Raw genomic sequence first — 13,650 nt, 5'->3', positions numbered from 1 at the left:
CATGCTATCGAATTATGATCCAGGCGAAATAGAGACAAAATGGCAAAAAATATGGCTTGAACAAAAAATTTTTGAAGTAAATGAAGAAAAATCAAAACCAAAATTTTATTGTCTTGAGATGTTTCCCTATCCAAGTGGAAGAATTCATATGGGTCATGTCCGGAACTATGCAATTGGTGATGTTATTGCAAGATACAAAAGGATGAAAGGCTTCAGCGTGCTTCATCCAATGGGATGGGATGCCTTTGGCCTTCCTGCAGAAAATGCTGCCATAAAGCACGGAGTACATCCTGCAAAATGGACTTACGAAAACATTGATTACATGAAAAGTCAGCTTATAAAACTTGGCTTGAGCTATGACTGGAGGCGTGAAGTTACCACATGCACTCCTGAATACTATAGATGGAATCAATGGATATTTCTCAAGCTTTACGAAAAAGGGCTTGCATACAGAAAATCATCCTTTGTCAACTGGTGTCCTTCCTGTGCCACAGTGCTTGCCAATGAGCAGGTAATTGATGGAACCTGCTGGAGATGTGAGTCTCAGGTTGAACAGAAGGAGCTTGAGCAGTGGTTTTTAAGAATTACTGCCTATGCAGAAGAACTGCTTCAGGATTGTGATAAACTTACTGGATGGCCTGAAAAGGTTCTTACAATGCAGCGTAACTGGATTGGGAAAAGTGAAGGTGTTGAAGTTGATTTTCCAATTGATGGAATGAATGATGCATTAAGAATTTTTACAACCCGTCCTGATACAATATTCGGTGTAACATTCATGTGTATATCACCAGAGCATCCCTTTGCAGAGAGGCTCTGCGAGGACAGGGAAGCTTTAAAGAGAATAAGAAGGCTTCAGCGTGAGCCTGAGATTAAAGAAGGTTTATTCACTGGAAAATATGCAATAAATCCCCTTAACGGAGAAAAAGTTCCCATATGGATTGCCAACTTTGTTTTGATGGAATACGGAACAGGAGCAATAATGAGCGTTCCAGCCCACGACCAGAGGGATTTTGAATTTGCTGTAAGATACGGGCTTCCTATAAAAGTCGTCATAAAGCCTGTTGATAAAGATTTGCCTGAGCCTTTAAAAGAGGCATACGAAGAACAAGGAGTTATGGTTAATTCAGGAGCTTTTTCAGGGCTTCCATCAGCAGAGGGTAAAAAAGCAGTTGCAGACTACATTGAGGACAAAGGGCTTGGTAAAAAAACTGTTAATTACAGGCTTCGTGACTGGGGAATCTCGAGGCAGCGTTACTGGGGAACACCAATTCCCATAATCTATTGTGACAACTGTGGCATTGTTCCTGTACCTGAGAAAGACCTTCCAGTGATACTTCCTGAAAATGTGAATCTTACAGGGAAGGGCGAGTCTCCTCTTAAATATGTTGAAGAATTTTATAAAACACGCTGTCCTCGTTGTGGGGGAGATGCTCGCAGAGAAACAGATACAATGGATACCTTTGTTGACTCTTCATGGTATTTTGTCCGATACTGCTCTTTGCAAGATGAGGAGGCTTTTCATAAAGAAAAAATAAAATACTGGATGCCTGTTGATCAGTACATCGGTGGAGTGGAGCATGCTGTGCTACATCTTCTTTATGCGAGATTTTTCACAAAGGTGCTTCGTGATTTAGGAATTGTTCCCTTTGATGAACCATTTCAAAGACTTCTTACACAGGGAATGGTCTGCATGGAAAGTTACCGCTGCCCGGAGCATGACTGGCTTTTTCCAAAGGAAGTAAAAGATGGAAAATGCATCCACTGTGGAAAACATGTGCAAACAGGAAGAGTGGAGAAGATGTCAAAGTCAAAGAAAAACATTGTTGATCCTGATGAGATGATTGAAACTTACGGAACAGATACAGTAAGGGTTTTCACACTCTTTGCAGCACCGCCTGAAAAAGACCTTGAATGGTCTTCCCAGGGCGTTGAAGGTGCACATAGATTTTTAAAGAGAGTATATGCCCTGTTTTATAAAAATCATGGATGGCTTAAAGAGGAGACTCATACTGAAAGCATTGATCCCTTTAGCCTTCAGCCTTCAGCTTTCAGTCTCTTAAGCCTTATTCATCGCACAATAAAGCGTGTTACCCTTGACATAGAAAAGGAATACCAGTTTAACACAGCCATTGCAAGGCTCATGGAGTTTGTTAATGAGGTTTACAACTATGAACCAAAAACTAATGAAGACCGCAAAGTATTTAAATTCGCCCTTAAAAACTTCCTCCTTCTTCTAAGCCCATTTGCACCTCACATTGCTGAGGAACTCTGGCATGAAATGGGAGAAAAAGGTTTTATCCTCAATGAATCATGGCCTTCCTATGATGAAGAGCTTGCAAAAGAGCAAATGATAGAGCTTGTTGTTCAGATAAATGGCAAGGTTCGTTCAAAGATAATGATTCCACAAGGATTAAGTGATGAAGAAGTGGTAAAAATTGCCCTTGATGATGAAAAAGTAAAGCAATGGATAAATGGTAAAGAAATCCTTAAAGTAATCCCTGTAAAAGGCAAGCTGGTCAACATCGTGGTGAAAGGATAGAGTAAACTTATCCTGTCAAGAATCTCTTTGGTAAGCCTCTCTTAGGCACCGAAGAGGTTCTTTTTTATTAAAATGATATAATAAAAAATGTCCCATCCTTTGAAAATTAAAGAATTTAGAGCCTACTGGATAGGTCAGGTCATATCTCTAAGTGGCACATGGATGCAGCATATAGCACAGAGCTGGCTTGTTTATGTTCTTACAAAATCTGCCTTTTATCTTGGTTTGATTTCCTTTCTTGCTTCATTTCCCACACTGCTTTTTACTTTATTTGGAGGTGTGGTAGCTGATAGATATCCACGAAGAAATATTTTAATTGTCACTCAGACTTTTTCAGCTCTGCCTGCTGTGGTAATTGGAGTACTAATTCATTTAAACCTTATAAATATCTGGCATATTGCTATTGCTTCTTTTGTTCTCGGAATAGCTACAGCTTTTGATATGCCAGCAAGGCAGGCTTTTATAACTGAAATAGTCTATCCGGACATGATTACTTCTGCTGTAGCAATGCAGTCAATATCTTTTAATATTGCAAGAATCGTAGGACCAATGCTTGCAGGATTTATTGTAGCTCACTTAAATTTTTACATGTGTTTTTATTTAAATGCATTAAGCTTTCTTCCACTTATTTTTATTCTTTTCAGTATTAAATTAAATTTTTCAACTTCCTCAATCCATGTTTCCTTTAAAGAGAGTTTAAAAGAGGGATTGTATTTTATTCTTAAAAACAGACAAATTTTAAATATAATTTGCTCTGTGGGAATTTTTACATTATTCGGACTTTCTTTTATGACTATACTGCCGATAATAGCTGGAGAGATATTAAAAGTGGAAGCAAAGGGATTTAGTATGATAGTGTCATCCGTTGGCGTAGGTTCGCTTCTGTCAGGTATTTTCATAGCTTTAAGGCGAGACATACCGGAGAAATTGAACCATATTTTCAGAGCTTCTCTTTTGTTTCCAATAGGACTTTTTGGAGTTACCCTCTCTCATAATATTTATTTAACAATTGGATTTGCATTTTTACTTGGCGTTGCTTTTGTTAATTTTTTTACTGTAAGTAACAGTTTTATTCAACATCTAACAGAGCAAAGACTTAGAGGGAGAGTAATGAGCTTTTTTGCCTTTGTTTTTCTTGGATTTACACCTATAGGCAATCTTCTTGTTGGAGCATTAGTTGAAAAATTTGGAGTTAAGACAGTGCTTGAAATTTACTCTTTGATATGCCTCGCAGGAGGAGTTATTTTTCTTAAAATCTTACCAGCTCAATTAAAAAGTTCATGATATAATAAATTTTATGGATCCTTTTGAAATCATAAAAAAATACTACAATCCTCAGAGCATGGCATATAAAATACTCATAAATCATTCAAAAGCAGTTGCAGAAAAGGCTTTAAAAATCGCAGAAAAATTTAATGTAGACAAACAGTTTATTTATGAAGCAGCGATGCTTCATGATATTGGGATTTTTATGACAAATACTCCAAAACTTGACTGTCATGGAAGATTTCCCTATATTGCTCATGGATATCTTGGTCGGGAAATTCTTGAAAAAGAGAGATTTCAAAAGCATGCTCTTGTCTGTGAAAGACATACAGGAGTTGGAATAACAATGGAAGAGATAATCAAAAAAAATCTTCCCCTGCCTCATAGAGACATGGTTCCTGTTACAATGGAAGAAAAAATAATTTCCTATGCAGACAAGTTTTTCTCAAAAGAGTCTGATGGATCTGTAAGAGTAAGAACTGTGGAGGAAATAATAAAAGATCTTTCAAGATATGGTGAGGAAAAGGTAAAAATTTTTAAAGAATGGCTTAATTTGTTCGAGAGAGATGACTAAGCAGCTTCAATATACCCCTATGGGCTATTATGATAAAGCTTGAATTATGGTGGTTACAATAAATAGAAGTAGAAAAATTAGTCCGATAAATGATGTTAATTTCCATCCAATTTTTTTCTCAAGCCATGGAATTAACATGAGAAAGGCTATTAATGTAAAAGGCAGTAAAACTCCACCGATGAAAATTTTATCAGTTGAGAAAAATTTTAACAGATAAAACAGCCAGAGATAATACCACTCAGGACGAGGTTGATAGGCTGCTGTGAAATCAATTTCTCTGCCAATCACAGGAGGAAAAAGGAATGCCAGTATAAGAATTATTTCAAAAGTAATAATTGCAAAGAACAGAATTTCAATAAGATAATCAGGGTAAAATTTCTTTTTCATAAAGGCTTTGATATGCCAAGTTTTTTAATCATATGAAAATGTGCCCATAAAAGAAGAATTATAATCATGGGAAACCACAGCACATGAAAACTGTAAAACCTTGAAAGAGTAGTTGCTGTTACATCATATCCGCCTCTTACAATTAGTAAAAGAGTCTCTCCCACTATTGGTATGCTTCCAATAATGTTTGTTCCTACAACAGTTGCCCAATAGGCTTTCTGATCCCATGGAAGAAGATAACCAGTAAAGCCTTCAAACATCACAATTATGAATATAATAACTCCAACAATCCAGTTTAATTCCCGGGGAGGCCTATAACTCCTGGTAATAAAAACTCTTATTGAGTGAATTATAAGGCTTACAATAAGCACATTAGCAGACCATTTATGAATTCCCCGCATTAGTTTTCCAAGATATACTTCTTCATGAATTTTCTGAATGCTTAAATAAGCTTCTTTTTCAGAAGGAGTATAGTAAAATGATAGAAAAAGCCCGGAGAGCAAACATATTAAAAATGCTGTAAAGGCAATTCCACCAAAACAGTAAAAATAATTAATTCCCTCTGGAATATCTCTTTCAAAAATTTCTCTATGGGCTGATTTTAATCTGAATCTGTCAAGAAACCAATCAACAACTTTCATAGTTTTATCCCTATAAAAATTTTACCGTTTTCCATCTTAATAGGAAGTCTATGAAGAGCATTTTTCGGAGGACCATCAATTACCTTCCCTTCTATATCATATCTACCACCATGGCATGGACATATGAATTCATTTACGGTTCTGTCAAAATTTACAAAACAGCCAAGATGGGTGCATACAGGGCTAATAGCGATAATTGAATTATTTTTATTAACCAGAAATATTTTTATTAACTTTCCTTCCTCCACAGCAATGTCTACTTTTTTTACACCTTCCTTAGGAATTTTATCCTCTGAGATTTCAAAAAAATTGAGAGGTCTATTTTTTGGTTTTTTAGGCTTTAAAAAAATTAAACCAGTAACTGCAAATAAAAGCCCAGCAATTAAAAAAATAAAGTTTATTATCTTTTTTAAAAAAAGCCTTCTTTTTTGGTTATGCAAATTATTATCATTTAAAGCAATTTTTTCCATACCCATATATCCTATTTAAAAAATCTATTGACAAAAAATTTTTTAGCTACTATTATTTATACATAGTATAACAAAAATAAGGGGGTGAAGGTATGACCATTACCCGAAGAGATTTTCTAAAAATTGCAGCTGCAACAGGTGGTGTAGCTGTAGCTGGAACTTCAGTGGTAACTTCTGTTTTAGGTCTTGGTAAAAAGCCTGTCTCATTACCCCAATATGTGCCCACTACATGTGAGATGTGTTTTTGGCGGTGTGGCGTTATTGCAAAGGTTGTGGATGGTAAAGTTGTAAAGCTTGATGGAAATCCGCTTCATCCAAATTCTCGTGGTAAATTATGTGCAAGAGGTCATGGTGGAATAGGCCTTCTTTATGACTCAGACAGATTAAAAACTCCACTTATAAACACAGGCAAAAGAGGAGAGGCAAAGTTTAAAAAAGTTTCATGGGATGAAGCACTTGGATTTGTGGCAGATAAAATGCAGAAAATTAAAGCACAGTATGGAGCAGAATCAATAGCTCTTCTTACACATGGAACAATATCAACCTATTTTATGCATCTTCTTCAGGCTTTTGGTTCGCCAAATTTTGCAATGCCTTCCTTTGCTTTGTGTAGAGGAGCTCGAGGTGTTGCCTTTGAAGTCACCTATGGAGAAGATGTTGGCAATCCTGAAAGACTCGATATTCAAAACAGCAAAGTAGTGGTGCTCATAGGTAGTCATCTCGGAGAAAATGCTCATAACTCTCAGTGTCAGGAATTTGCTGAGGCAGTGGGTGAGGGGGCTACTGTAATAGTTGTAGATCCAAGATTTTCAACTGCTGCTAGTAAGGCAAAATACTGGTTACCAATAAAACCAGCCACTGATCTGGCACTTTTACTTAGCTGGATAAACTTGATAATTCAGGAAGAACTTTATGATAAAGAATATGTAGCAAAATACACTGTAGGTTTTAATGAAGTTGCCCAGGCTGTAAAGGAATATACGCCAGAATGGGCAGAGAAGGAAACGGAGATTCCAGTTAGCTTAATTGTTCAGACAGCAAGAATAATCGGGAAAAATAAACCTCATGTTTTGATACATCCTGGAAGACACACTGCCTGGTATTCAGACAATGTTCAGCGTCAGCGTGCTGTTGCCATATTAACAGCACTTCTTGGAGCCTATGGAAGACCTGGTGGAATATATCTCAGTCCAAAGAAAAAACTTGAACCAGTGTTTCTTTCAGAAAAAGATTATCCAGCACCACAAAAACCAGCAATAAACAAAGGCAATTATCCTTTTGCAGGAGAAGAAGGAGTAACCCATGCAATTGTTAAATCTACATTAACAGAACAACCCTATCCAATAAAAGCTTGGTTTATTACAGGAACAAACATAATGAAAGCAATGCCAAATCAAAGGGATACATTGCAAGCTGTTCAGAAACTTGACCTTCTTGTAGCAGTTGACATGATGCCCTATGATGGAGTAATGCTTGCTGATGTCGTGCTTCCTGAATGCACCTATCTTGAGCGTCACGATGATTTATTCACTGTTAAGGAAAGAGCTTTTGGAGTTTCAATTCGCCAGCCTGTTGTACAGCCAATGTATGATACCAAGCCAGGCTGGTGGATAGCAAAGGAACTCGGTAAAAGACTTGGTCTTGAAGAATACTTCCCATGGAATACCTTTGAAGATTTCTTAAAAATGAAGTGTCAAACCTGGGGGATAGATTATAGTGAGCTTGTAAAAAATGGATACATAAGTTTTCCAGAAAGTGAAAAGCCTTACATAACAGCTGATAATCAGCCAAAATTCAAAACACCCTCAGGAAAGATTGAACTTTACAGTAAAGAATTAAAAGAAAAAGGATTTGATCCTGTTCCAAAGTATACAAAGCATCCTCAGCCAGCAGAAGGCTGGTTTAGATTAATATATGGAAGAGCTCCAGTTCATACTTTTTCAAGAACAACGAATAATCCATCTCTTTGGGAACTAATGAAGGAAAATGTTGCCTGGGTAAATGCAAAGGTTGCAAAGAAAATGGGACTTAAAAATGGAGAATACATTATATTGATAAATCAAGATGGTGTGAAATCCAATAAAGTTCGGATAAAAATTACAGAGAGAATCAGACCAGATTGTATTTATCTTGTTCATGGATTTAGCACTACATCAAAACTTCTACATAGAGCATACCTTAGGGGTGCTGATGATCAGCAGTTGATAACGAGATATGATATTGATCCGATTTCTGGAAGTGTTGGTATGAGAGTTAATTTTGTAAAAATTGCCAAGGAGGTCTGATATGCCAAGATATGCCATGGTTATAGATGTTGAAAGATGTATTGGATGCATGGCATGCGTTATTGCATGTAAAAAAGAAAATAATGTTGCAGATGGATATTTTAGAACGAGAGTCGTTGAAGAGACAAGGGGAGAATTCCCATATTTAAGAATGGAGTTAAGATCAGAACTTTGCAATCACTGCGAAAATGCGCCCTGTATAGATGCCTGTCCAACAAGAGCATCCCACAGAGCAGAGGATGGAACAGTTCAGATTGACAAGAAAAAATGCATTGGATGCAAAGCCTGCATTTTAGCCTGTCCATATGATGCAAGATATTCAACTCCAGAGGGAGTGGCTGACAAATGCACTTTCTGTGAGCACAGACTTCAAGTAGGGAAAAAACCTGCCTGTGTAGAAACATGTCTTGGTAAATCAAGAATATTTGGCGATCTTGATGATCCAAACAGTGAAGTGTCTCAACTTCTTAAAAAGCATGATGCCACTGTTAGACTTGAATTTGCAGGGACTCGTCCAAGAGTATTTTACATTAATAAAAAATTTGCAGGAGGTCTATGATGATAGAACTCAGTATAACAGGAACAAATACAATAACCTTTCCTCACTTAGAAGTATGGGATTGGAGAATTATCATTTATTTATTTCTTGGAGGTCTTTCTGCTGGAATGCTTGTGATGTGCTCAATTGCAAACTTAAGAATTCCGAAACAACCTGTTGAAGAACTTGCTCAATGTGTTAGAGCTCCATTAATTGCCTTTATAGTTCTTGCTGTTGGTGCGCAGTTTATAATTTTTGATCTTGGCTCTCCTTTACATCTTTTCTGGGGTTATTTGACATTTCAGCCACTATCTCTTATGTCCTGGGGTACCTGGGGAGTGCCAGTAGTGCTTTTTGCTAATGTTCTTTACATTTTAGCTGTTATTCCAAAAGAGCAGAGACATCGTTTAAAATTGTCTTTTCTTATAAAAATTTCTGAAAAGCTTGCACCAAAAATGAGACCTATTGCAAAACTCAATTTTGCTCTTGGAATATTTCTTGGAATATACACCGGTGTGCTTTTAAGTTCCTTTGCAGCAATTCCTCTATGGAATAATGCAACACTGCCAATTCTGTTTCTTGTTTCAGCTCTTTCATCAGGTGCTGCAATGGTTGTTATAATAGCTAAAAAAGCAGAGATAAAATTTTTATTTACAAAAATTGATATATGGTTAATTGTTGCAGAGCTTGTGGTGATAGCATTGTTTTTCTATGGACTTTACACTTCCACCGCACCGTATAAAAAAGCTATTGCACCATTTTTTTCTCTTACAAGTGAACACTTCATATTTACAATTGCTTTGATTGTTATTTTTCTACTCCTTCCATTGGCATTGAGAATAAAACTCGGTGAATTAAAAGAGTTTGAAGATGGCATTCATGGTGAGTTTACAAAGGCTCAAATTTTTAGAATGAATTTTGCAGCTATTTTAGTTCTTGCTGGAACTTTAATTTTAAGAGCAGCAATAGTTTATGCTGGACAGTTAACAAAACTGTCTTCTTATTGATATAATTTAACAAATTCTGAAAAGAAAGGAGGTGACAGAATGAAAAAAGCGGTAGCATTACTATTGGTTTTAACATTTGTATTTGCAGTAGCTTTTACATCTTTTGCTGCAGATGTAAAGAAAACTGAGGCAGTACAGGGAACGGTTACAAAGATTGAAGGAAAAAAACTTACAATCAAGCAGGCTGATGGCAAGGAAGTTACAGTAGAAGTTAAAAATGTAAAAGGTATTAAAGTGGGAGACAAAGTTACAGTAAAAGATGGTGTTGTAAAAAAGGAAAAGGGTAAAGAAGCAACACCTGCACCAAAGAAGAAAAAAGCTGTTGAAGGCTGTTAATCAAATCAAGGAGGAAGGTGCTTTCCGTCCTTCCTCCTTACATTTGACATTAAAACATTAAAACATTTAAAATTAAATCCATGCAAACAAAGGTTAAAAAAGGTTTAATCGTTATTGATTCAGAAAGATGTAAAGGCTGTAAATACTGCATTTTAACATGTCCTAAGGGATGCATTGAAATATTATCAGAGTTTAATTCCTCAGGTTATTTCCCTGCCAAATTTTCAAACCCTGAAAGTTGCATAGGATGTGCAATGTGCGCAGTTGTTTGCCCTGAAATAGCCATAGAAGTATTCGTAGAAGATTGACTCTTTTGTGGTAAAATAAATTTATTCCAGTAAGAGGGCAGTGTTGAAAATCGGGGCTATTTTTTGTGCCTGTGCAGGGCAGATAACTGAAAAGATTGATTTTGAAAAACTTAATCAGCTAATAATTAATAAAGTTGAATGGTTTGAAAAATTTGAATTAGCTTGCTCTGAGGAAACTCAAAAAGAAATTAAAAATTTATTAACTCTAAAAAAACCTGATGGCTTAATTATCCTTGCTTGTTCTCCAAAAAATAAAGAATCTCTATTTCAGAGCATTGTAGCAGAATCAGGAATTAATCCATACATGATAAATTTCGTTAATATCAGGGAACAGGTTGCATGGGCTACTAAAGATAAACAAGGAGCACTTAAAAAAACATATGCACTTTTCAATGGAGTACTGGAAAGACTGAAAAAACAAAGACCGCTTTTTGAAAAAGAATTTCCAGTTTCAAAAGACATAATGGTTGTTGGAGGAGGTATAGCAGGGCTCAAAGCAGCACTTGCTCTTTCAAAAGCTGGTCGGAAAGTTTATCTAATTGAAAAGGAAGATTCCCTCGGCGGTAAAATCGTTAAGTATGAAAAACTCTTTCCAGATCTTTCCTGCGGACCCTGTATGGTTCATCCAATGATTGAGGAGGTTTTAAATTCTAATATAGAACTGAGATTAAATTCAGAATTAAAAGAATTAAAAGGATTTTTTGGAAGTTTTTTTGCAAAAGTGATATCAAAGCCAGTTTATGTTAATCCTGAAAAATGTATTGGTTGCTCTCAATGTGAAGAAGTCTGTCCAGTAAATGCTATCAGAGTAGAATCAATGAAGCTTCCAGCAGTGGCAAGAATAAATCCTGAGATGTGTCTTGCGCTTAAAGGAGAGGACTGTAACTTATGCATAAAGGAATGTCCTGTAGATGCAATAAATTTCCATGAATCAGAAAAGGAAGAAAATATAAAAATCAATGCCATACTATGGGCAACAGGATTTGAGCTTATGGATTGTAAAGCCATTCCTGAGCTTGGCTATGGAAAATTCAAAGATATTTACAATGCACTGGAATTTGAAGAAATTTTAAATTCTGAAGGACCCACAAAAGGAGAAATAATAACAAGTTCAGGGCAGTCACCTCAAAGGATTGCCATAATTCATTGTGTTGGAAGTCTTGATGAAAATTATTATCCTTACTGTAGTAAAATATGCTGTCAGTATGCTTTTAAATTTAACAGAATCATTAGACATACTTTGCAAGATGCTGAAATAATTCATTTTGTTAAGGAGATAGTGCTACCAGGCAAAAAGGCATACAAACTTTATCAGCAGGCGATAAAAGATCCTTTAACAAAAATTTTTAGATATGAAAATTTGAAAAATTTAAAAATTAACAGAAAAAACTTGTTGATTGTCTCTTTAAAAAAGAAAAAATTTCCCTGTGATATTGTTGTTTTATGCCCTGCAGTTGTTTTAGATAAAAACTTAGAAGAACCCTCAGGAGTATTTTTAACTGGTTCTGTTAAAGAACCAATGACAACAGAGGAAGCAATAACTGATGCAATGGCTCAGGTTGGAAAGCTTATTTCATCTTTGAAAGACAACAAAATAATAAAACAGCCATTTATAGCAAAAATAGACTATAATAAATGTAGCAGTTGTGGAATATGTTTATCTCTATGTCCCTATGGAGCAATTGAACTTGAAAAAAATAGACCAAAAATTGTTGAAGTTTTATGTGAAGGATGTGGAATATGTGTACCTGCCTGTGCTTCAAAAGCAATCGAGCTTGATGGCTATACTTCTGAAGAATTTTTAGCTGAAATAGACGGAATATTGAAAGCACTTGAGGAGGTAAACGATGGCAGTGATTTTGCTTGATGCTCGGGGGCTGAAATGTCCACAGCCAACAATTCAGATGACAATCAAAGCATTGAAAATGAAAAAAGGGGATATTCTTGAGGTTATTGCAGACTGCCCAACTTTTGAAAATGATGTTAAAAATTGGTGTAGAAGAAATAATAAAACTCTTTTATGGATAAAGGATGAAGGCAATGGAGTAAAAAGATGTCAGGTTCAGTTTTAAAAACTCTTTCAATTATCATTGTCCTTTTATTAATTCCATCCTTTGTATTTGCAGAACACCACAGTGATACTATAGACCTTGGTATGTCTGCTGCCTTTAAAGGTCCTACAAGAGGGCTTGGAATAGAGCTTTACAGAGGAGCAATGGCATATTTTGAACATATTAACAGAAATGGTGGTATTTACGGAAAAAAAATCGTTATTAAAGCATATGATGATGGATACAACCCGATTCCTACAATAAAAAATACTATAAAACTTGTTGAAGAAGATAGAGTGTTTACGCTTTTTAACTATGTTGGAACTCCAACTGTAACAAGAATACTTCCAATATTAAAAAGTTATAGCAACAAAAATATTTATTTATTTTTCCCTTTTACAGGAGCTCTTCCTCACAGAAAGCCTCCCTATGATGAATATGTATTTAATTTAAGGGCATCCTATGAGCAGGAAACAGGTGGACTTGTTGAAAATTTTATAAAGATTGGAAGAAAAAAAATAGGAATTTTCTATCAAGCTGATGCCTATGGAAGAAGTGGATGGGATGGTGTGAGAAAAACCCTTGCAAAGTATGGTTATAAAATAGTGGCAGAGGCAACATATAAAAGAGGTGCTAAATATTCAGAGAGCTTTAAAAAACAGGTTGAGATTCTGAAAAATGCTGGAGCAGATGCTGTAATATCTGTTGGTGCCTATGCAGCCTGTGCAGGATTTATAAGAGATGCACGAGACATGGGATGGGATGTTCCTATTGCAAATGTATCTTTTGTAGGCAGTGAATTTATGATAAATCTTCTTCTTGAGGAAGAGAAAAAAACAGGTAAAAAGTACACTTATAATTTAATAAACTCTCAGGTAGTGCCAAGCTATGAAGATATGAGTTTGCCAGCTGTAAGGCAGTATAGAACTTTTATGGATAAGTATAATCCAATGCCACCTCCAGAATTGATGGAAGTAGACTATAAACCTCTTAAATATAGCTTTGTAAGCTTTGAAGGCTTTCTCAATGCAAAAGTCATTGTTGAAGTTCTTAAAAGACTTGGTAAAACACCAAAAAGACAAAATATTAAAACAGTGGTAGAACACATTAAAAATCTTGATATAGGCATTGATGAAAAAATAAGTTTTTCTAAAACCAAGCATCAAGCACTGGATAGAGTATATTATACAACTTACAAAAATGGTAAGTTTGTTCCAATAAAAGACTGGAGTGAATGGAAAAAATGAG

General features: G+C 35.7%; 14 protein-coding genes. 11 read left to right on the top strand and 3 right to left on the bottom strand.

Features of this window, described 5'->3' with window-relative positions; genetic code table 11:
- The first annotated feature begins 1 nt into the window (after position 1).
- The 3 genes from leuS to V4D31_RS05445 all read left to right on the top strand — a co-directional run bounded on the left by leuS (position 2) and on the right by V4D31_RS05445 (position 4,379).
- Entirely contained in the window at positions 2 to 2,539 is a 2,538-nt protein-coding gene (leuS, locus tag V4D31_RS05455) for a leucine--tRNA ligase (RefSeq protein WP_353685453.1), read from the top strand.
- An 87-nt stretch (positions 2,540 to 2,626) separates the two neighbouring features.
- Complete coding sequence (locus tag V4D31_RS05450; protein WP_353685452.1) at positions 2,627 to 3,823, top strand: MFS transporter; 1,197 nt, start codon at positions 2,627 to 2,629, stop codon at positions 3,821 to 3,823.
- A gap of 13 nt (positions 3,824 to 3,836) precedes the next feature.
- Complete coding sequence (locus V4D31_RS05445) at positions 3,837 to 4,379, top strand: HD domain-containing protein (protein ID WP_353685451.1); 543 nt, start codon at positions 3,837 to 3,839, stop codon at positions 4,377 to 4,379.
- Positions 4,380 to 4,406: 27 nt separating this feature from the next.
- Here the strand turns inward: V4D31_RS05445 and V4D31_RS05440 are convergent, their stop codons facing one another.
- Genes V4D31_RS05440 through V4D31_RS05430 form a run of 3 tightly spaced genes read right to left on the bottom strand, consistent with a single transcriptional unit; the run spans position 4,407 to position 5,877 of the window.
- Positions 4,407 to 4,766 (bottom strand): hypothetical protein, encoded by a 360-nt coding sequence (locus V4D31_RS05440; protein WP_353685450.1) that lies wholly within the window; start codon positions 4,764 to 4,766, stop codon positions 4,407 to 4,409.
- Positions 4,763 to 5,407, bottom strand: a complete 645-nt coding sequence (locus V4D31_RS05435; RefSeq protein ID WP_353685449.1) for a cytochrome b N-terminal domain-containing protein — start codon at positions 5,405 to 5,407, stop codon at positions 4,763 to 4,765. Before V4D31_RS05435 ends, V4D31_RS05440 begins: the two co-directional genes overlap by 4 nt.
- Complete coding sequence (locus V4D31_RS05430; RefSeq protein WP_353685448.1) at positions 5,404 to 5,877, bottom strand: ubiquinol-cytochrome c reductase iron-sulfur subunit; 474 nt, start codon at positions 5,875 to 5,877, stop codon at positions 5,404 to 5,406. Before V4D31_RS05430 ends, V4D31_RS05435 begins: the two co-directional genes overlap by 4 nt.
- Before the next feature lie 92 nt (positions 5,878 to 5,969).
- On the opposite strand from V4D31_RS05430, the gene V4D31_RS05425 reads away from it, so the two are divergent.
- From V4D31_RS05425 to V4D31_RS05390, 8 genes are all read left to right on the top strand, one after another.
- Positions 5,970 to 8,162, top strand: coding sequence for a molybdopterin-dependent oxidoreductase (locus V4D31_RS05425; RefSeq protein WP_353685447.1), 2,193 nt, complete (start codon positions 5,970 to 5,972; stop codon positions 8,160 to 8,162).
- Between the two features lies 1 nt (position 8,163).
- The gene (locus V4D31_RS05420) at positions 8,164 to 8,721 is read left to right on the top strand and encodes a 4Fe-4S dicluster domain-containing protein (protein ID WP_353685446.1); all 558 of its coding nucleotides are present in this window, start codon (positions 8,164 to 8,166) and stop codon (positions 8,719 to 8,721) included.
- Positions 8,718 to 9,707, top strand: coding sequence for an NrfD/PsrC family molybdoenzyme membrane anchor subunit (nrfD, locus tag V4D31_RS05415; protein ID WP_353685445.1), 990 nt, complete (start codon positions 8,718 to 8,720; stop codon positions 9,705 to 9,707). Before V4D31_RS05420 ends, nrfD begins: the two co-directional genes overlap by 4 nt.
- 39 nt (positions 9,708 to 9,746) lie before the next feature.
- Positions 9,747 to 10,043, top strand: a complete 297-nt coding sequence (gene extJ / locus V4D31_RS05410) for a selenite/tellurite reduction operon protein ExtJ (protein ID WP_353685444.1) — start codon at positions 9,747 to 9,749, stop codon at positions 10,041 to 10,043.
- An 80-nt stretch (positions 10,044 to 10,123) separates the two neighbouring features.
- Entirely contained in the window at positions 10,124 to 10,351 is a 228-nt protein-coding gene (locus tag V4D31_RS05405; RefSeq protein ID WP_353685443.1) for a 4Fe-4S binding protein, read from the top strand.
- Positions 10,352 to 10,394: 43 nt separating this feature from the next.
- Complete coding sequence (locus tag V4D31_RS05400) at positions 10,395 to 12,218, top strand: FAD-dependent oxidoreductase (RefSeq protein ID WP_353685442.1); 1,824 nt, start codon at positions 10,395 to 10,397, stop codon at positions 12,216 to 12,218.
- Positions 12,199 to 12,423: a sulfurtransferase TusA family protein gene (locus V4D31_RS05395; RefSeq protein WP_353684635.1), complete on the top strand. Its 225-nt coding sequence runs from the start codon at positions 12,199 to 12,201 to the stop codon at positions 12,421 to 12,423. The genes V4D31_RS05400 and V4D31_RS05395 overlap by 20 nt, the downstream gene beginning before the upstream one ends.
- A complete protein-coding gene (locus V4D31_RS05390; protein WP_353685441.1) occupies positions 12,405 to 13,649 on the top strand; it encodes an ABC transporter substrate-binding protein in 1,245 nt (414 codons plus the stop codon). Before V4D31_RS05395 ends, V4D31_RS05390 begins: the two co-directional genes overlap by 19 nt.
- Position 13,650 lies beyond the last annotated feature (1 nt).

It is taken from the genome of Thermodesulfovibrio sp. 3462-1, assembly GCF_040451425.1.
GTDB lineage: Bacteria > Nitrospirota > Thermodesulfovibrionia > Thermodesulfovibrionales > Thermodesulfovibrionaceae > Thermodesulfovibrio > Thermodesulfovibrio obliviosus.
This window is presented reverse-complemented; position numbering and strand designations above follow the sequence as displayed.

Excerpts from the sequence above, each read along its gene's own strand:
- leuS (WP_353685453.1), top strand. The coding sequence starts at position 2 with ATGCTATCGAATTATGATCCAGGCGAAATAGAGACAAAATGGCAAAAA.
- V4D31_RS05450 (WP_353685452.1), top strand. The coding sequence starts at position 2,627 with ATGTCCCATCCTTTGAAAATTAAAGAATTTAGAGCCTACTGGATAGGT.
- V4D31_RS05445 (WP_353685451.1), top strand. The coding sequence starts at position 3,837 with ATGGATCCTTTTGAAATCATAAAAAAATACTACAATCCTCAGAGCATG.
- V4D31_RS05440 (WP_353685450.1), bottom strand. The coding sequence starts at position 4,766 with ATGAAAAAGAAATTTTACCCTGATTATCTTATTGAAATTCTGTTCTTT.
- V4D31_RS05435 (WP_353685449.1), bottom strand. The coding sequence starts at position 5,407 with ATGAAAGTTGTTGATTGGTTTCTTGACAGATTCAGATTAAAATCAGCC.
- V4D31_RS05430 (WP_353685448.1), bottom strand. The coding sequence starts at position 5,877 with ATGGAAAAAATTGCTTTAAATGATAATAATTTGCATAACCAAAAAAGA.
- V4D31_RS05425 (WP_353685447.1), top strand. The coding sequence starts at position 5,970 with ATGACCATTACCCGAAGAGATTTTCTAAAAATTGCAGCTGCAACAGGT.
- V4D31_RS05420 (WP_353685446.1), top strand. The coding sequence starts at position 8,164 with ATGCCAAGATATGCCATGGTTATAGATGTTGAAAGATGTATTGGATGC.
- nrfD (WP_353685445.1), top strand. The coding sequence starts at position 8,718 with ATGATGATAGAACTCAGTATAACAGGAACAAATACAATAACCTTTCCT.
- extJ (WP_353685444.1), top strand. The coding sequence starts at position 9,747 with ATGAAAAAAGCGGTAGCATTACTATTGGTTTTAACATTTGTATTTGCA.
- V4D31_RS05405 (WP_353685443.1), top strand. The coding sequence starts at position 10,124 with ATGCAAACAAAGGTTAAAAAAGGTTTAATCGTTATTGATTCAGAAAGA.
- V4D31_RS05395 (WP_353684635.1), top strand. The coding sequence starts at position 12,199 with ATGGCAGTGATTTTGCTTGATGCTCGGGGGCTGAAATGTCCACAGCCA.
- V4D31_RS05390 (WP_353685441.1), top strand. The coding sequence starts at position 12,405 with ATGTCAGGTTCAGTTTTAAAAACTCTTTCAATTATCATTGTCCTTTTA.